We start from the raw sequence: 18,838 nt of genomic DNA, 5'->3' as shown, positions 1-18,838 counted from the left end.
TCCAATTAAATAGGTCTGTTCGGATTAACCCAAAAGTTTTTTGGCAACACCACCGGCTTTGCCGAAATCCATGGTCCCGCTATATTTGTCACGCAAGACAGCCATCGTGCGGCCCATGTCCTTAAGACAGGTCGCGCCAAGGTCCGATACAGCACCGCGTACAGCTTCTTCGATTTCTTCATCGGAAAGCTGAGCTGGCAGGAAGTTTTCAATCACACCGATTTCCGATGCTTCCTGTTCTGCCAGTTCAGGGCGATTGCCCTTCGTGTACATTTCGATGCTTTCGCGGCGCTGTTTTACCATTGCCTGAAGCAGAGTGACGATTTCGTCATCAGAAATACCGTCGGTATTTCCCTCGCCCCGTGCTGCGATATCGCGTTCCTTAAGTGCCGCCAAAATGAGGCGCACGGTGGTTACGGAGCAGGCATCCTTCGCAAGGACGGCCTTTTTCAAAGCGTCATTAAGCTGCGATCGCAGCATGGCTAATCTCTGATTCTGTGGAAGAAAGGAGCGAACATACCGCAAAATCGCATCTGTGGCAAAGAAAACATGCCCTCGCAAAACGTTGATTTTCCTAGGAAAATAAAAGTTTGGATGCGTCCTTGACATGCCCGCGCGACTCCCGTAGACATCCGCCAATTTGCCTACCGGGACTTACACCTGCCCCGCTTTCAGTACGCTTGATTGGTGCAACCTATGCGCACAGTCCCCCATACTGGAAACCTGTTGGCACGTCTGCATGTCCGGTATGCAGGTTAATTGCAGCCGTTTGAGTCGGCTTATGCAGAATTATTATATATAAAAAGACTCCGTGTCTCACCGTGGAAAGATCGAAAGGACATTTGCCAATGTCAGCGCCCACGCACACCCCGCCTCCTGGTGCTTCTGCCGTTCTGGTTCTCGCAGATGGTTCAGTATTTTGGGGACGCGGCGTCGGTGCCCGAGGAGAGGTCGTCGGCGAAGTCTGCTTCAACACCTCTATCACGGGCTATCAGGAAATCATGACCGACCCGTCCTATGCCGGTCAAATGATCACCTTTACCTTCCCGCATATCGGTAATGTCGGCACCAACGACGAAGACATCGAAAATGCCACCCCGGTTGCCCTTGGCTGCATCCTGCGCCAGGACATTACCGAACCTTCCAACTACCGCGCTCAGAAACATTTCAACGACTGGCTGGTCGAACATGGCCGCATCGGGATTGCCGGTGTTGACACCCGCCGCCTGACCAAACGCATTCGAAACGAAGGTGCGCCCAACGGTGTGATTTCGCACAACCCTGACGGCACATTCGACATCCCCGCCCTGATAGCCAAGGCCAATGCATGGCCGGGCCTGGAAGGCATGGACCTTGCCAAGGACAATAGCTGCACCACCGGCTATGACTGGGACGAAGCGCTTTGGACCCGCGAAGGCGGATACGGCAAACTTGGCAATGCCAAACATCATGTTGTTGCCATTGATTACGGTGTCAAACGCAACATCCTGCGCAACCTTGCCAGCCTTGATTGCAAAGTATCGGTTGTTCCGCCAACCACCTCGGCCGAAGACATTCTGGCAATGAGCCCGGATGGCATCTTCCTGTCAAACGGCCCTGGCGATCCTGCGGCAACCGGCGAATACGCAGTGCCGATCATTCGAAAACTGCTCGATAGCGGCAAACCGGTCTTTGGCATCTGCCTTGGTCATCAGATGATGGCACTGGCCCTTGGCGCAAAAACCAAGAAAATGGATGTCGGCCATCGCGGTGCGAACCATCCGGTCAAGGACACCACCACCGGTGTTGTCGAAATCACCTCGCAGAACCATGGCTTTGTTGTTGATAAAGACAGCCTGCCCGACAATGTCGAAGCCACGCATTTCTCGCTGTTTGATGGATCGCTTGCGGGGCTTCGCGCCAAAGACAAACCGGCCTTTGCGGTTCAATACCACCCGGAAGCATCGCCGGGACCGCATGACAGCCACTACCTGTTCAAACGTTTCGTTGGTCTGATCGAGGATGCAAAGTCCTGATCCCTTGATCAGGACACGCCCGAAGATACGCGATTAACGGACTTTAACGAGGCGTTGCAGCATATGCGCAACTGCCCTTGCGAAAAGCGGAAAACGACATGCCGAAACGTACAGATATCAAATCAATCCTCATTATCGGCGCTGGCCCGATTGTCATTGGTCAGGCGTGCGAGTTTGACTATTCCGGTGCCCAGGCCTGTAAGGCCCTGAAGGAAGAAGGCTACCGCGTCATTCTGGTCAACTCGAACCCTGCGACCATCATGACCGACCCGAACCTAGCCGATGCAACCTATATCGAACCGATCACCCCCGAAATGGTCGCCAAGATCATTGCCAAAGAACGCCCGGATGTTCTTTTGCCAACCATGGGTGGCCAGACGGCCCTTAACACGGCCCTTGCCCTGTATGATGATGGCACGCTGGAAAAATACGGCGTTGAAATGATCGGTGCGAAAAAGCACGTGATCGAAAAGGCCGAAGACCGCCAGCTGTTCCGCGAAGCCATGGACAAGATCGGCCTTGAAAGCGCACGCTCGGCAATGGTTCGTACCTTTGAAGAAGCGGTCGTTGCCCTTGAAACAACCGGTCTTCCGGCCATCATCCGCCCAAGCTTTACCCTTGGCGGCGAAGGTGGCGGCATTGCCTATAACCGTGAAGAATTCGAACAGATCGTGCGCAATGGTCTGGCGATTTCGCCAACCCACACGGTCCTGGTCGAAGAATCCATTCTCGGCTGGAAAGAATATGAGATGGAAGTTGTTCGCGACCATGCGGATAACTGCATCATCATCTGTTCGATTGAAAACGTAGATCCGATGGGCATCCATACCGGGGATTCGATCACCGTTGCCCCGGCACTGACCCTGACGGACAAAGAATATCAGATCATGCGCGATGCCTCTTTGGCAGTCCTGCGCGAGATCGGTGTTGATACCGGCGGTTCGAACGTTCAGTTCGCGGTAAACCCGGATGATGGCCGTCTGATCGTCATTGAAATGAACCCGCGCGTATCGCGGTCATCCGCACTGGCATCCAAGGCAACCGGCTTCCCGATTGCCAAAATCGCTGCCAAGCTTGCAGTGGGTTACACCCTTGATGAGCTTGATAACGATATTACCGGTGTGACACCGGCATCGTTCGAGCCAACCATTGATTATGTCGTCACCAAAATCCCGCGCTTCACCTTCGAAAAATTCCCGGGTGCGCAGGCGCTTCTTGGAACGGCGATGAAGTCGGTTGGCGAAGCCATGTCGATTGGCGGCTCCTTTGCCGAAAGCCTGCAAAAAGGCCTTCGTTCGATGGAAACCGGCCTGACCGGCCTTAACGAAGTTAAAATCGAAGGCGCACCTGATAAAGCCGCCATTCGCGCCAAACTGACCCAGCCGATCCCGTTCCGCATTCTCTATGCTGCACAGGCCTTCCGTCATGGTTTGACCCTGGCTGAAATTCAGTCGGCGACCAAGTTTGATCCTTGGTATCTCAAACAGATCGAAATGCTGGTTGGCGAAGAAGAAAAAGTCCGTGCCAATGGCATTCCCGCCGACAAGCAGGAATTGCTGCGTCTCAAGAAACTCGGTTTCTCCGATGCGCGTCTTGCCGAACTGGTCGGCCGCGAAGAAGACGACGTTCGTGCAGATCGTCACGCCCTTGGCCTGCGCCCGGTTTACAAGCGTATCGATACCTGTGCGGCCGAATTCCCGTCGCGCACCTCGTATATGTATTCCATGTATGAAGGCGATGGCTTTGTCGAACCGGAAAACGAAGCCGAAGTCACCGATCGCAAGAAAGTCATCATTCTTGGCGGGGGCCCGAACCGTATCGGTCAGGGCATTGAATTTGATTACTGCTGTGTGCATGCGGCCTATGCGCTGCGCGAAGCAGGCATCGAAGCCATCATGGTTAACTGCAACCCTGAAACGGTTTCAACCGACTATGACACCTCTGATCGTCTGTATTTCGAACCGCTGACCGGCGAAGACGTGATCGAGCTTTGCCAGCTTGAACAAACCAATGGCGAATTGCTTGGTGTGATTGTTCAGTATGGTGGGCAGACCCCGCTTAAACTGTCTGCTGCCCTTGAAAAGGCCGGTATTCCGATCTTGGGCACCAGCCCGGACAGCATCGACCTTGCCGAAGACCGTGACCGTTTCCAGGCGCTGATCAACAAGCTTGGCCTTAAACAGCCGGCAAACGGCATTGCCCGTTCGGTTGATGAAGCCGTGACGATTGCCGAAAGTGTCGGGTATCCGATCGTGATCCGCCCGTCATATGTTTTGGGTGGCCGGGCGATGGAAATCGTTCACACCACCGAAGACCTTCTGCGCTACATGACCGAAGCGGTTCAGGTATCGGGCAAAAGCCCGGTTCTGATCGACAGCTTCCTTCAGGATGCGATTGAAATTGATGCCGATGCGGTATCGGATGGCGAGAACGTCTTTGTCGCAGGCATCATGCAGCATATCGAAGAAGCCGGGATCCATTCCGGTGACTCGGCCTGCTCGCTGCCGCCTTATTCGCTTGATGAGGCCATGATTGACCGCCTGAAAGCACAGACCGTTCAACTGGCCAAGGCGCTTAATGTTGTTGGTCTGATGAATGTTCAGTTCGCGATCAAGGGTGACGAAATCTATCTGATCGAAGTCAACCCGCGTGCATCGCGTACGGTACCATTCGTTGCCAAGGCAACCGGTAACCCGATTGCAAAAATCGGCGCACGGATCATGGCAGGCGAGAAACTGAACGACTTTGAAATCGATCACGGCCCGTTCAAACATATCGCCGTCAAAGAAGCGGTCCTTCCGTTTAACCGCTTCCCCGGTGTTGACACCTTGCTTGGCCCGGAAATGCGTTCAACCGGCGAAGTCATGGGCCTTGATACCGATTTCGGTCGGGCTTTCGCCAAGGCACAGATGGCCGCAGGCCATACCTTGCCGCTGGGTGGCAAAGTTTTCATCTCGGTCAAAAACCATGACAAACCGGCTGCGGTTCAACTTGCACGCGACGCGATTGCCCTTGGCTTTGGCGTGGTGGCAACGCACGGCACAGCCGAAGCTCTTGAAAAAGAAGGGCTGGACGTTACCCCGGTCAATAAGGTACAGGAAGGACGTCCCCACATTGTGGACATGATGAAGAACGGCGATATCAACCTGGTATTCAATACCACCGAGAGCAAACAAGCCGTGGTCGACAGTTTCTCGATCCGCCGCACTGCCCTTACAGACGATATTCCGTACTACACCACTGTCGCCGGTGCCCGCGCAACATTGCGTGCCATCGACAACCTGAAACGCGGAGCACTTGATGTTCGCGCAGTTCAGGAATATCTTGGGGACAAGTACTAAGGTTCCTCTTTGAACCTTACCGAAGAATTCAGACCGCCCGGCGGTATATGCCGGGCGGTTGATTTTGTAGTATCGACTGCTAATAAGAATAGGCTGTGAGCGCGATGGAAAAAGTACCTATGACCCCGCAAGGGCATCAGCGCCTTGAAGGTGAACTGAAGCATCGTAAATCCGTTGAACGTCTTGAAATCATCAAGGCAATCGCGGAAGCACGCGAGCATGGCGATTTGTCAGAAAATGCCGAATACCATGCCGCACGCGAACGCCAAAGTTTCTGCGAAGGTCGTATTGCCGAGCTTGAGGCTGTCCTGAGCCGTTCCGAAATTATCGATGTCCCGTCACTGGCGGGCGACATTGTAAAATTCGGCGCAACGGTTCGACTGGTCGACGAAGATACCGACGAAGAAACCACCTATCAGATTGTCGGCCCGATCGAGGCCGACATCAATGCCGGTCGTATTTCAACAACGTCCCCGATCGGGCGTTCGCTGATCGGTAAATCTGTTGGCGATTCCGTCGAAGTCATCGTTCCCGGCGGCACCAAAAGCTATGAGATTTTAAAGGTCGATTTCTCCTAAGCGAGAACGATACTGATCAATAAAAACGGTCCGATGCCATATCGGGCCGTTTTTTTATGCCTGCTTTACACCCCTGTCCCAAAACAAAAGCCGGGCAATTGCCCGGCTTTTGTGAATGGTAAAGTGAACGCTACTGGCTTATTCAGCCTTGGCCAAACGTTCCAGAACAGCCTCGACATTGCGGTTAAGATCAGATGCCTCTGTCCCCAAGTGGTCCGCACTGCCCAGAAGTTCCGTTGCCGTTTGACCGGTTTCTTCGGAAATTTCTGAAAGCTGATGAATAAGTTCCGACAAATCACGGGTTGCATCCACGGTCACGTTCAGACTTTGCGCAATCTCGCGCGTTGCGCCTTGTTGCTGTTCCATGGTCGTTGAAATCGTTGCGGCAACTTCAACCATGTCACCAATGGTTTCTGACACACCCTTAACTGCCGAGACGGAATCACCCGTTGCAGCCTGAATTTCGGAAATCTGCTGCGCGATTTCATCGGTGGCACGGGCGGTCTGATTGGCAAGGTTTTTGACCTCGTTGGCAACAACGGCAAAGCCTTTGCCTGCTTCACCTGCACGGGCAGCCTCAATGGTTGCATTCAAAGCCAAAAGGTTGGTCTGCGATGCAATGTCGGTAATCAAATTAACGACTTCACCAATTTTCTCCGCCGCATTTGACAACCATTCAATGCGTTCACTCGCGGTTGATGAGCGGGCAACCGCATTGTTGGTAATGTCGCGCGCACGATCAATCTGGCGCGAAATTTCATCCGCAGATGCATTGATTTCTTCAACCGCAGATGCCGCAGACTGAACATTCTGTGACGTTTCCTCAGATGCGTGAACCGCCCCTTTGGATGCTTCACGTCCGACAAGTGCACGGTCATTCATATGCTGGGCACGGCGCTGCAGCTGAACGGATTCCTGATCGACAGCACCGGCAGATTTGCCAATCAATGTCGTAATCTGATCGGCAAGTTCACGCTTGAATTGGTCGCGCTCAATACCGCGCTGCTGACGCAACTGTTCGTTCTGCTCGAGTAATTTTTCCGCGGCATTCGCCGCTTTGACCGCTTCGCTACGTGCCGTTTCGGCATTGGCAAGCGTCGCATAGAGGCTTTTGCATGACCAGATCAGAACACCGGCTTCGACAATGACGATTACCGCATGCAAAACAACCCGCCAGAACTGCCCGCCTTCAGGGAATACCCAATACGGCACAGCAAAATTAAGAACAAGGTGATGAAGGGCGATAACCCCGGCAACCACAACAATCGTTCGCCAGCAGACCAATGCCCCCAAAACTGCAAGGGCAGCAAAGAAATACATATGAATGTCGATCTGCCAAGGATGGCCACGGAACGCATAGACCAACACACCAACCTGCAAAATCATCGCCGAGGAAACGACAAAGCGCGATACCTGCGCCTGCGGGCCAGCTACCCGGTAAATCAGATACGCCACCGCTGCAAACAAGGCACTGGCGATCAATGGCGACATGGCATCACCATTCGCAATGTAGCCGGCAATACCGCTGAGCGGGATGTGGAGCGTTAAAATAACAAACAGTGCTTTAAGCGCGTTGGCCCGAATTTCGAGTAACTTTTCCATTGGTATATACCCAGCTATCAAAAGGCGTTGTTGGTTTCGTCGGTATCAAAACACGCTGATAAAATCAGCGGTGAAAGGGCAAACATTGCGCCGAAATCGGAAGCCTTGGCCATCTCACCATCATCGCGAACAACGACAGCCATATGGCCAAACCCGCCGAACCGCGCAACGCGGCCACCCGCAGCGCCAACCTGCATAAGGATTTCATCTTCAGACATGGAAAACGGGAAAACCATGCCGACCCCGGTCAAATCTTCTGTCGGCCTGTAAGACAGCACCAAAAGCAGAAAAACCCCCAAAAGCGCAAACGCCATTGTTGGTAAAATTCCCTGCCATCCATGGCCATCCATGATCAGGTCATGCTCTGTAATTTGAAGTTTTTTCAACGCTTCTAATTACCATCCTTGAATATGAGACCAACCCATTAGTATAGGTATAAAGGTATGTATGATTATCGGGCAATCTTTACAAGGATATTCATCCATACGTTTAGTATCGACGAATATTCGCACGCCAAGAACGTGAAACACCCGGATCAGGATTTTCACTTCAAGCAATACGGACTGGATCTCTGAACGGACCAATGATGTCGGGAAAAGAGTATCAGATGCACAAAACCGGCGCTTACATGCGCCGGTTCTAACTGCATTTCATCTTTATAAGGCTTAGGATAGCCGAGGTAAGACTGTGCGCAATGCTCAATCTTCAACCTCGATATCAATCGGAACGCCGGGCATGTTTTTCGCGGTGCGAATCGACAGTGCCGATTTGACGTGATTGACGTTTTCCGCAACGGTCAGTTCAGTGGTCAGGAATTTCTGGTATTCGTCCCAGCTATGGGAGACGATTTTCAACAGAAAATCCATCTCGCCTGCGACCATGTGGCATTCGCGAACTTCCGGCCAGGCCGCAGCACGGGCTTCAAACGCGCGCAAATCATGTTCTGCCTGACTGGCCAGACCAACCATCGCAAACACCGTGACGTGATAGCCAAGTGCCTGCGCATCGACATCCGCGTGATAGCCCTGAATAAATCCGGTTTCTTCAAGTGCGCGCACACGACGCAAACAGGGCGGGGCCGAAATACCTGCACGTCGTGCAAGTTCCACATTGGTCATGCGGCCATCTTCCTGTAGATCGCGCAGGATTCTGCGGTCGATCTTGTCGAGTTTGACCCGTTGCATTTATTCCTCGATTCTGTGCGCGAAAGTTACCCCGTTTGAAACAATATTACAGCGAGGCATGTTGCTGGCAATAATATAATCCAATCAAGAATGCAATCTTGTGCTTGGATGCCGTAACTGAAAATGCAGTAAAATCCGCTTTTTGTACGGTTTTCGCCCCTTCTGTTCAGGGGCTTAAACCCGGTTTGCAAAACCACGGCGAAACTACCTGTTAAAACCGTAAAAATGCGCCATACCAAAAACGGCAAAAAGGCCGACGAACTTTGCGTGAAGCGGTTGCGTCTTGCCCGATCAGCCCATATGTTCGAGCCCAGTTTTTCATTTATCTCGGACGAACTCAAAGAACATGGCTCAGGAACATCAGACCAAAGTCCTTATCATCGGCTCCGGCCCTGCTGGATACACGGCTGCTATTTATGCGGCACGCGCCAACCTTGAACCCATGATGGTGATGGGGCTTCAGCCGGGCGGTCAGTTGACCATCACAACGGATGTCGAAAACTATCCGGGCTTTGCCGATGTTATTCAGGGTCCATGGCTTATGGATCAGATGAAAGCACAGGCCGAGCATGTCGGCACCAAAATGGTTCATGACCTGATCACCGAAGTCGATTTCTCCAAACGTCCATTCGTCTGCAAAGGCGATTCTGGCGATACCTATATTGCCCAGACGGTCATCATCTCGACCGGTGCACAGGCACGTTGGCTTGGCCTGCCGGGCGAAGAAAAATTCAATGGCCGCGGTGTGTCGGCATGCGCCACCTGTGACGGGTTCTTCTACCGCAACAAACCGGTAACGGTTGTTGGCGGTGGCAACACCGCCGTTGAAGAAGCCCTTTATCTTGCGGGTATTTGCTCCAAAGTAACCCTGATCCACCGCCGCGATGAACTGCGTGCCGAAAAAATGCTGCAGGACCGTTTGCTCAAACACGAAAAGATCGATGTTGTCTGGGACAGCGTTGTGGATGACATTCTCGGCGGTGATGGCCCGATGGATGGTGTTGAAGGTGTCCGCGTTCGCAACATCAAAACCGATATTGTCACCGATATTCCGGCAGACGGCTTCTTTGTTGCCATTGGTCACGATCCGGCAACCGCCATCTTCAAAGGTCAGGTCGATATGGATGACGAGAACTATGTTCTGGTCAATCCCGGCAGCACCGTTACCAATGTCAAAGGCGTGTTTGCCGCAGGTGACGTGACCGATAAAGTCTATCGTCAGGCCGTTACGGCCGCAGGCATGGGCTGCATGGCCGCCCTTGAAGCTGAAAAGTTCATTGCTGAACAGGATGACTGATCAGCGTTGAGGATAGCCAGCAGGTAGAAACCCTGCAGATATCAGCATATTGATCGCGAAAATGCCAAGGAGGGTGCAAAATGCATTCTCCTTTTTTTAATGGTTTTAATCTGTTCCGATCCCGCCGGTTACCTGACTTTTTGCAAGAAATACAATATTGGGAACGCTCCGTTTGGGAAAATGCCTGCTTGCAGAAAATGCTACAGGCCTCATATTGGGTATTAATCATGCGTTTGTGCAGTTTATGTGAAGCACTTAACAGTGTTGAAACCAAATTGCCCATAAAAGAAGATAAGTATTATCAGGGGACTGACGCAGCGACCGTGCGGCAGTGAGATCTAGGAGCAGGTCTATGGACTGGGACAAACTGCGTGTGTTTCACGCTGTTGCAGAAGCTGGAAGCTTCACACATGCAGGGGAAAACCTTAATCTGAGTCAGTCGGCTGTCAGCCGACAGATCAGCGCACTTGAAGAAAGTGTCAAAGTTCCGCTGTTCCATCGTCACGCCCGTGGCCTTATCCTGACCGAACAGGGCGAGCTGTTATATCGTACAGCCCATGATGTTTTCGCCAAATTGTCGATGGCCGAAGCCCGCATTCGCGAATCCAAGGAACGCCCAAGTGGCCCGCTAAAGGTCACCACCACGGTTGCCTTTGGCTCAACATGGTTAACCCCGCGCATCAACGATTTCCTTGAACGCTACCCGGAAATCGAATTGTCGCTGGTTCTCAATGACGAAGAACTCGACCTTGCCATGCGCGAGGCCGACGTTGCCATCCGTATGCAACCCCCGCGTCAGGCCGATCTGGTTCAGCGCCAATTGATGACCTTGCGCTATCACGTGTTTGCATCGCCGGAATATATCAAGCAATACGGCATCCCCAAATCACCCGAAGATCTCAAAGATCACCGGCTGATCATTTATGGTGCGGATGCCCGCCCGCCGGTATCAAATGTCAACTGGATGATGGCAACCGCCCAGCAGTTCAAACCGGACATGCGCCCGATCCTGAAGCTGAACAATATCTATGGTATTTTCCGTGCGACAGAATCCGGTTTGGGGATTTCAGCACTGCCCGATTATCTGGTGCCAGAAGACAGCAATCTTGTGCGCATCCTGCCGGAACTCGAAGGGCCAAGCTTTGATGCCTACTTCGTTTATCCCGAAGAACTGCGCCATTCCAAACGCATTGCCGTCTTCCGTGACTTCCTGATCGAAGAAATCACCAAGGTCAAGGTAAAGGCCGCCGCCGCCAAGGCCGCCAGCGAGAAATAAGCATATCGATCACATCGATCTATAAGCGGTCCGGCCATTTGCCGGGCCGTTTTGCGTTACACGCCCTTTCCCTTGAAGATGAGTCGCGCCAGAGAACAGCTTGTATCAAGCATCGGGCAAGCAGCCTTGATCAATCAAGATGCACAGTGGCGACCTGATTATCGCCGCCCTCGCCGCGACATTGCGGCATGAACAATGCTTTTGCATGGCCCATTGCGCGGTTTCACCCAAGGCTTCATGCAAAAACGCTTACCTAAAACCGCCAAACATCGATCTTACAATCGGCATCTGGGTGCGCCAGACGCGGGGCTGGTCATAAATCCTTAAAATTACTGCCTTTTTTCTGCCATGCATCTTATGCATGGTTGATCTGACATTTTTCTATTTTTAATGCCATATAAGTCCACCTATATTTGCATCATAGGTTGTGAGCAGACGCGAAAGCGATATCGCTCCACCTTCACTGATCACCGCATGATCCGTCCGTCGGAACGTTATCCGGCATTGGAATCTCCCCCAAGATTCCTTACGTCTCCCAGACGTAAACCTCCCTGTTGATCTTTGCCGGTAGCACCCCCCTGCTACCGGCATTTTTTTTGTGCTCCTGCACAACAAACCTGCTGCTGCTTTACACACCGCGCCGAAACCCCGTGCATTAGAATCTTATAAATTTATTTGTTTTCAATGATTTATATCGATAATTCACCCCGCCCAACATTTATGCATATTTTGCATGGCTGAAAGAGCAATTTGGCAGTGGTCTTTCCCGTCAAAAACGCTATCTTCCTTCTCGAACCACAGCGGTACACACCGCACCGTGGTACAGAGTTTTCTCCCTGACCGAATCTCGGTCTTTGTCGGGCTCCCAGCCCGGCATACCCAGGGCCCTGCGAAGGGTCCTACGTCTCCCAGACGTGAAGCCTCCCTGATAAACTTGCCGGGCACATTTGTTGCCCGGCTTTTTTTTGCCTTTTTATCCCGGCACCATGCATTCTCCACAGAAATCGCTTTGTGATCAGCACGTAACCGTGATCAATCGCCATGACGCCTTTGCTTGGCAAGGGCCTTGTAACCTTTCACAATCGCGTCAATGATATTGCCCGGGCGCTGCCCGACCATCGCAACCAGGAGCCCGTTGGCAATGAGAAGCACCCTTGGCGCATTCCTGTTTGGCAAAGAAACCGACGCCCATCTTCCCGAACGGGTTCAGGCCGCCATCGAAAAGCAACAGGCCGAAAGCGAAAAGCTGATCGGCTGGGTTCAGCTTTTACTGGTGACGATCTTTGCCAGCCTCTATGCGATCTCGCCAACAACCGCGATGAATGACGACATCCGCCCGGTACCCTGGGCGCTTGGTCTGTATTATCTGTTCACACTGAAACGACTGGCTTTGGCCTATCGCAATGCCTTGACCAACTGGTTTCTGACCTTGTCGGTCATTGCCGATATCGGGCTTTTGATGGTGCTGATCTGGAGCTTCCATATCCAGTATATGCAACCCGCCAGCTTCTATCTCAAAGCACCGACGGTGATGTATGTCTTCATCTTCATTTCATTGCGCAGCCTGCGCTTTGACCCGCGCTACATTCTGATTGCTGGCGGTACGGCCGCAATCGGCTGGATTACCCTTACGGGGTATGTGTTGTGGAGCGAAGGCGGAACCAGCATGATCACGCGTGACTATGTCACCTATCTGACGTCAAACTCCCTCCTGATCGGGGCCGAGATTGACAAGATCATTGCGATTATTCTGGTGTCCGTTGTCCTTGCCATTGCGGTTATGCGCGCCAAGCGATCCTTCATCCGCGCGGTCGGCGACGAAATTCTCGCCCGTGACCTGTCGCGGTTTGTCTCCCCGGAAATTGCCGATCGCATCACCCATGCGAAACAGCAAATCAAACCCGGCGATGGTGAAGCCGTTACGGCAACGGTGATGTTTACCGACATCGAAGGCTTTTCAGGCATTTCTGAAAAACTCAGCCCGAAAGAACTGGCAACAATGCTGAACGAGTATTTCACTGAAACCAACGCAGTGATTACCCGGTTTGGCGGTGTCATCACCCAGTTCGAAGGCGACGCCATGCTAATCACGTATAATGCCGTCAAACCCGATTCCGACCATGCCTTGAACGCCATCCGCACAGCTTTGGCCATTCAGGAAATTTCCAATACGCGGATCTACAGTTTTGGTGAAAAGCTTAAAACCCGTTGCGGCATCAATAGCGGTGAAATCGTCATTGGCGCGATAGGGTCCGAAGACCGCCTGACCTTCACGGTCCATGGCGACAACGTCAATATTGCCGCACGGCTTGAAGCCCTGAACAAGCAATATGACACCTATGTTCTGGCGACCGAGGACACCGTGCAAACCTGCGGCGATCACGCCGACATTCCCGAATGGACCCCACGCGGTGAGGTCACTGTGCGGGGTCGTGAAGCACCAACACGGGTGTTTAGCATTTCCCCCGCACTGCTTTCAGATCAGAACGCCGCCCAAGCTGCCAGCCACGTCACAGACAAAGTTACCAGCTAATCCCGCGTACAAGCGCGCAGCACCAATCTCGATCATGCAACACAGATTACCCCGGGGTTTCTCGAATAGAGAAAATAAAAGCCCGGGGAGCTGGAAGCTCGCCCGGGCTTGGGGACAGATGGTCTTGGGGAGACCGGTCGAATGCGGTGCCTTGCCCGTGGGGTAAAAGGATACTTCGGGGAGAGAGTATCCTTAAGCGGGCCTCGATGCTCGTGAGGGAGGGCACTGCATCGATGTTTGCGCATCCGACAGTTAGGAATATGCCGACGAATTGGGGCTCAAAAATCGGTGTTTGATGACCATTTGGGGGCAAAATGGGGCAATTGGGGCGTCCCGCAAGATGTCAAACGCACAAAAAAAAGGGGCGGGATAAAACCCGCCCCACTATTCGGGGTCATCTTGGTCTTGGGGAGACCGAGCCAGCCGTGGCATTTCAGGTGGGGGAACAACCTGATAAAACCGATCCAGCATCGTGAGGGGGGACAAATTTTGCTGACCGCATCCTCGGCTGACAGTTATGAATTTGCCCTATAATCAAGGCAGGAAAACAGGCCTCATGGGACCATTTCAGGGCGAATTATGGTTTAATAAAGGCACTTCCACACCAACCCCTTGATACTATTGATCTCAGCCATGATCTATTTATGGGGCGTGTGAGGGAATGTAAAACTTGTGCTATTTTTCCCCGGAATGATCGCATGCCAGCGCGCCCAAAACAAAACGCGCCGCACGTGCCTTTGCCAAAGCAATATCCCCAGAAAAACAACCCGGACAAAACCGGGCACCTGAAACGTCCATGAAACGTCCAGACCGGCTGCTGTTCGTGACAGCAAGACATGAAGCCACCAACAGGCTTACCGCAGGCTTCGTGGGATATCGGTCTTCCTGATCAAGGAGATGCCAATGCCCAGCAATGCCAGTTCGACATCAACCACACCACCTTCCGCAACGACGGCGCATCCGCCGCGCGTTGCCGCCCTGATCGGCCCCTATTCAAGCGGCAAGACATCCTTGCTTGAAAGCCTGCTTGCCGCCACGGGGCGCATCCACCGCAAGGGGTCCATTCGCGACCATAATACCGTTGGCGATAACAGCCCCGAATCCCGATCGCGCGAAATGAGCACCGAACTTACCTGTGCCCAAACCACCTATCTTGGCGAAGAATGGCACTTTATCGATTGCCCGGGATCCGTCGACTTTGCCCAGGACACACGCGAAGCGGCACTGATCTGCGATGTTGCCATTGTCGTCGTCGATCCCGATCCAAGCCGGGTGATGACTGTCGCACCAACCTTGAAGTTTCTTGATCGCAACCGTATTCCGCATCTGATTTTCATCAACAAAACCGACAATACCGCTATTCGATTACGCGACAGCTTTGCCGCCCTTCAAACCATATCGGAACGCCCCTTGGTGATGCGTGAAATTCCGATCCGCGATAGCAGTTCTCCTGACGAGCCCATCACCGGCTTTGTCGATATTGTATCGGAACGGGCCTATCAGTATCTTGAAGGGCAACCGTCCAAATTGATCACGATGCCATCAACCATTGAGACTCGCGAAAGCGAAGCCCGTGACGGATTGCTTGAAGCATTGGCAGATTTTGACGACGGGTTGCTTGAACAAATTCTCGAAGATCAGACCCCGGCGACCGAAACCATCTATGACAATCTTGAACGCGATCTGGCCAATGACCTGATCGTGCCGGTGTTTTTCGGATCGGGCGAACGCGATCATGGCATCATTCGTTTGTTAAAGGCGCTCCGTCACGAGGCTCCCGCATCCGATGTCTGCGCCCATCGTCTGGGCATTGATCCGGACCCGAACCAGACCGTGCTGCAGATTTTCAAAACCGCCCATCTGTCCCATGCCGGGCGGTTTTGTTTTGCCCGCGTCCTGTCGGGGCAGATCAAAAATGGCGATCCACTGGGGGCGGACAAGGTATCTGGCCTTTGCACCCTCTTTGCCGACAAGCATGAAAAACTGGATCACGGCGTCACCGGTGCCATCATTGGCTTGCCACGGATGGAAAAACTCCGCACCGGATCATTGGTCAATCATGATGGGGAAATGGAAACCCTGTGGCCTGACCCACTTACCCCGCTCTATCAAACCGGGTTGGAGGTCACAAAACCCGGCGATGACGTCAAACTAAGCGAAGCATTACGCCATCTTTGCGAACAGGACCGCTCCATCAGCTTTGGCCATCACGAAAGTACGGGGCAACTTGTTCTGTCTGGTCAGGGCGATATTCACCTGCAATGCGCCATGGCCCATCTGGCCGATCATTATCATCTTGAAATCACCCCCAAACCGGTTTTAACCGGCTATCAGGAAACCATTCGCAAACCTGCATCCGCACGCGGCCGTTATAAAAAACAAACCGGCGGCCATGGACAGTTTGGCGATGCTGCCATTGAACTGCGCCCGCAAGAACACGGTGCCGGTTTTGAATTTAGCGAACAGATCGTCGGCGGTGCGATCCCGCGGCAATATATCTCGGCCGTTGAAAAAGGTGTCCGTGATGGATTGCGGTCCGGGTCGCTTGGCTTCCCCGTCGTGGATGTTGCGGTCAAGCTGGTCGATGGATCTTTTCATGCTGTCGACAGTTCCGATCAGGCCTTCCAGATGGCCGGGCGCATTGCCATTGGCGAGGCGCTCAAGGATGCCGGGGCTGTTTTGCTAGAACCGGTTGATAAATGCACGATATCAATCCCGTCTGATTTCACCTCCAAGGCCCAGCGCCTTGTCAGCACCAGACGTGGTCAAATTCTTGGCTTTAACGCCAAAGATGGCTGGCAGGGATGGGATGAAATAGACGTCCAGATGCCAACATCGGAAACAACCGATATGGTCACTGAATTACGATCCCTGACCCAGGGCACGGGCTTTTTCACCCGGTCATATTCCCATATGCAGGAACTTACCGGAAAACAGGCCGATATCGTGGTGTCGCAACATAAGAAGGCCGGTAAATAGATCGCGTAAAAGGCCCACCGAAATAACCACACTCTTTGTAATAGAATTGATCTATTGCAAATAAATAAACGATTGATTGGCGTAAGGTTTTCTTATGTTCGATACTCTTTTTAACGAGATTGAGAGAGTAAACGTTCGGGGGCTCCCCACCCCGACGAAAGGAGATCACAAATGCAGATTGATATCGGAATTAACGAAACAAACCGCACCGAAATCGCCGACGGGCTTGGCCGCGTTCTGGCAGATTCCTATGCGCTGTATCTCAAGACCCATAACTTCCACTGGAACGTCACGGGTCCGATGTTCCAGACCCTGCACACCATGTTCGAAGAACAATATACCGAACTTGCCATGGCAATTGATGAAATCGCCGAACGTATCCGTTCATTGGGTACCTTTGCCCCGGCAAGCTTTTCTGCCTATGGCAAGTTGACCTCGATCGAGGAAGAAACCGGCGTGCCCGCGGCCAAGGACATGATCAAACAGCTGGTTACCGGTCACGAAACGCTGATTAAAACCGCGCGCTCACTCTATCCGATTTGCGATCATTCGGACGATGACGCAACAGCCGATCTTTTGACCACCCGCATTCAGGTTCATGAAAAAACCGCCTGGATGTTGCGCTCCCTCCTCGAAGGCTAAGCCAACCGAGACGCAACTCCTTGAACAAAAAAACGGCCAGGGATTTCCGGGCCGTTTTTTTTCGCATGGTGATCAGAAAACATCAGCCAAACAGCGGATTAATCATCCGTGCTGCGCTCAGAACCGCTTTATCCTGTCCATGCGGACCGGCAATCATCAATGCTGCCGGTACTGCTTGCCCAACCACATGCACCGGGATTGAAATTGCACAGGCATCCACAAGGTTGAGATAGCCCGTATTGCGCAACATCATCGCATTAAGATTATCAAAGTCGGCTTCAACCTCGACAATCTTGGGGGCCATGATCGGCAAGGTCGGCGCAATCATCACATCAACATCCGCCATGGCAGAACCGAACCAGGACACCAGATCCGTACGCTTGGTATAGGCCGCAATCACTTCATCCTTGGATAGAGTATCGGCAAATTTCATCCGCGATAAAACGCGCGGATCGCCACAGGTTTCAAGTTTGTCGAAATCACCGGAATAGATTTTATGGGCTTCGAACGAAACCAGTATTTTACTGAGGATTGCGTTGTCTGAAATAAAGCCGAGATCAATCTCGACCAATTCATGTCCGGCAGCCTGCAACTGCGCACATACCATTGCAAAATCATCTTTTACCCGCGCATCAAGCCCTTCGACAAACCCACTGACCGGCACCCCGATACGCAGCACATGGTCATCGCCTGTTTCTGCGCGAACCGATTGACCTGACATCACCTCAAACACAGAAATGGCTGTTTCAAGATCACCGGCAAGCGGTCCGGGCGTATCAAAACTGTTGGCCAACGGATGGATGCCCGTTCCCGGAACCGACAGGCGTGATGGCTTAAACCCATACAGACCATTGATCGCAGACGGGATGCGGATCGACCCACCGGTATCCGTACCCAATGCGAAATCAACCAGACCAAGTGCGACCGTCAAACCACCGCCCGATGTCGACCCGCCCGGAATGCCTTCCGGGTCAAAGATGTTCCCCGGCGTGCCGTAATGCGGGTTCAACCCGACACCGGAATAGGCAAATTCGCTCAGCGTGGTGCGCCCGAATGGAATGGCTCCGGCGTCCTTGACCAGACGCACGACATCGCAATCATCGTTTGCTGGTGCACGGTCCTTCAAAAGCTTTGAGGCCGCCGTTGTCGCAACGCCCTCTTCGTCATACAAGTCCTTGATCGACACCAACATCCCGGCAAGCGGCAGGTCCGGATGGGACGCAGCATGTTCTTCCGCCTGCCCGGCAGCGTTCAAAATCCGTTCCGGATTAAACTCGGTAAAGATTTTATCTTTCAGATCGCCAAGATCATTGACCTTGTCGATTGCTGCCTGTGCCTTATCGATCATCGCACCCATCGGGCGGCCTCCGTCCTGTTATGTTTTTTGTCTG

Annotated in this window: 14 protein-coding genes; 9 read left to right on the top strand and 5 right to left on the bottom strand. The window is 52.8% G+C overall.

Features of this window, described 5'->3' with window-relative positions; genetic code table 11:
* Positions 1–24: 24 nt before the first annotated feature.
* Entirely contained in the window at positions 25–480 is a 456-nt protein-coding gene (locus ACQ0MK_RS00300) for a GatB/YqeY domain-containing protein (RefSeq protein ID WP_430474318.1), read from the bottom strand.
* Between the two features lie 368 nt (positions 481–848).
* Here ACQ0MK_RS00300 and carA point away from each other — a divergent pair, with 368 nt between their 5' ends.
* From carA to greA, 3 genes are all read left to right on the top strand, one after another.
* Positions 849–2,015 (top strand): glutamine-hydrolyzing carbamoyl-phosphate synthase small subunit, encoded by a 1,167-nt coding sequence (carA, locus tag ACQ0MK_RS00295; protein WP_430474317.1) that lies wholly within the window; start codon positions 849–851, stop codon positions 2,013–2,015.
* A gap of 98 nt (positions 2,016–2,113) precedes the next feature.
* Positions 2,114–5,356, top strand: a complete 3,243-nt coding sequence (gene carB, locus ACQ0MK_RS00290; protein WP_350047025.1) for a carbamoyl-phosphate synthase large subunit — start codon at positions 2,114–2,116, stop codon at positions 5,354–5,356.
* Positions 5,357–5,460: 104 nt separating this feature from the next.
* On the top strand, positions 5,461–5,934 hold the full coding sequence (gene greA, locus ACQ0MK_RS00285) for a transcription elongation factor GreA (RefSeq protein ID WP_350047024.1): 474 nt from the start codon (positions 5,461–5,463) through the stop codon (positions 5,932–5,934).
* Between the two features lie 138 nt (positions 5,935–6,072).
* Here greA and ACQ0MK_RS00280 read toward each other — a convergent pair whose 3' ends face one another.
* The 3 genes from ACQ0MK_RS00280 to ACQ0MK_RS00270 all read right to left on the bottom strand — a co-directional run bounded on the left by ACQ0MK_RS00280 (position 6,073) and on the right by ACQ0MK_RS00270 (position 8,720).
* Positions 6,073–7,536, bottom strand: coding sequence for a methyl-accepting chemotaxis protein (locus ACQ0MK_RS00280; RefSeq protein ID WP_430474316.1), 1,464 nt, complete (start codon positions 7,534–7,536; stop codon positions 6,073–6,075).
* Between the two features lie 17 nt (positions 7,537–7,553).
* Positions 7,554–7,922, bottom strand: a complete 369-nt coding sequence (locus tag ACQ0MK_RS00275; protein WP_430474315.1) for a hypothetical protein — start codon at positions 7,920–7,922, stop codon at positions 7,554–7,556.
* Between the two features lie 312 nt (positions 7,923–8,234).
* Positions 8,235–8,720 (bottom strand): Lrp/AsnC family transcriptional regulator, encoded by a 486-nt coding sequence (locus ACQ0MK_RS00270; protein WP_350042532.1) that lies wholly within the window; start codon positions 8,718–8,720, stop codon positions 8,235–8,237.
* Positions 8,721–9,066: 346 nt separating this feature from the next.
* On the opposite strand from ACQ0MK_RS00270, the gene trxB reads away from it, so the two are divergent.
* The 6 genes from trxB (at position 9,067) to ACQ0MK_RS00240 (ending at position 17,447) form a co-directional block, all read left to right on the top strand.
* Positions 9,067–10,017, top strand: a complete 951-nt coding sequence (gene trxB / locus ACQ0MK_RS00265; RefSeq protein WP_350042531.1) for a thioredoxin-disulfide reductase — start codon at positions 9,067–9,069, stop codon at positions 10,015–10,017.
* 80 nt (positions 10,018–10,097) lie between these two features.
* Positions 10,098–10,352, top strand: coding sequence for a hypothetical protein (locus ACQ0MK_RS00260; protein ID WP_430474314.1), 255 nt, complete (start codon positions 10,098–10,100; stop codon positions 10,350–10,352).
* Between the two features lie 17 nt (positions 10,353–10,369).
* On the top strand, positions 10,370–11,293 hold the full coding sequence (locus ACQ0MK_RS00255) for a LysR family transcriptional regulator (RefSeq protein ID WP_350047017.1): 924 nt from the start codon (positions 10,370–10,372) through the stop codon (positions 11,291–11,293).
* Positions 11,294–12,434: 1,141 nt separating this feature from the next.
* Positions 12,435–13,826, top strand: coding sequence for an adenylate/guanylate cyclase domain-containing protein (locus ACQ0MK_RS00250; RefSeq protein WP_430474313.1), 1,392 nt, complete (start codon positions 12,435–12,437; stop codon positions 13,824–13,826).
* Between the two features lie 903 nt (positions 13,827–14,729).
* On the top strand, positions 14,730–16,805 hold the full coding sequence (locus ACQ0MK_RS00245) for an elongation factor G (RefSeq protein WP_430474312.1): 2,076 nt from the start codon (positions 14,730–14,732) through the stop codon (positions 16,803–16,805).
* 171 nt (positions 16,806–16,976) lie between these two features.
* Complete coding sequence (locus ACQ0MK_RS00240; protein ID WP_430474311.1) at positions 16,977–17,447, top strand: Dps family protein; 471 nt, start codon at positions 16,977–16,979, stop codon at positions 17,445–17,447.
* Positions 17,448–17,529: 82 nt separating this feature from the next.
* Here ACQ0MK_RS00240 and ACQ0MK_RS00235 read toward each other — a convergent pair whose 3' ends face one another.
* Positions 17,530–18,804 (bottom strand): amidase, encoded by a 1,275-nt coding sequence (locus tag ACQ0MK_RS00235; RefSeq protein WP_430474310.1) that lies wholly within the window; start codon positions 18,802–18,804, stop codon positions 17,530–17,532.
* Positions 18,805–18,838: the final 34 nt, after the last annotated feature.

This window comes from Thalassospira lucentensis (assembly GCF_050516545.1).
Lineage (GTDB): Bacteria > Pseudomonadota > Alphaproteobacteria > Rhodospirillales > Thalassospiraceae > Thalassospira > Thalassospira lucentensis_C.
This window is presented reverse-complemented; position numbering and strand designations above follow the sequence as displayed.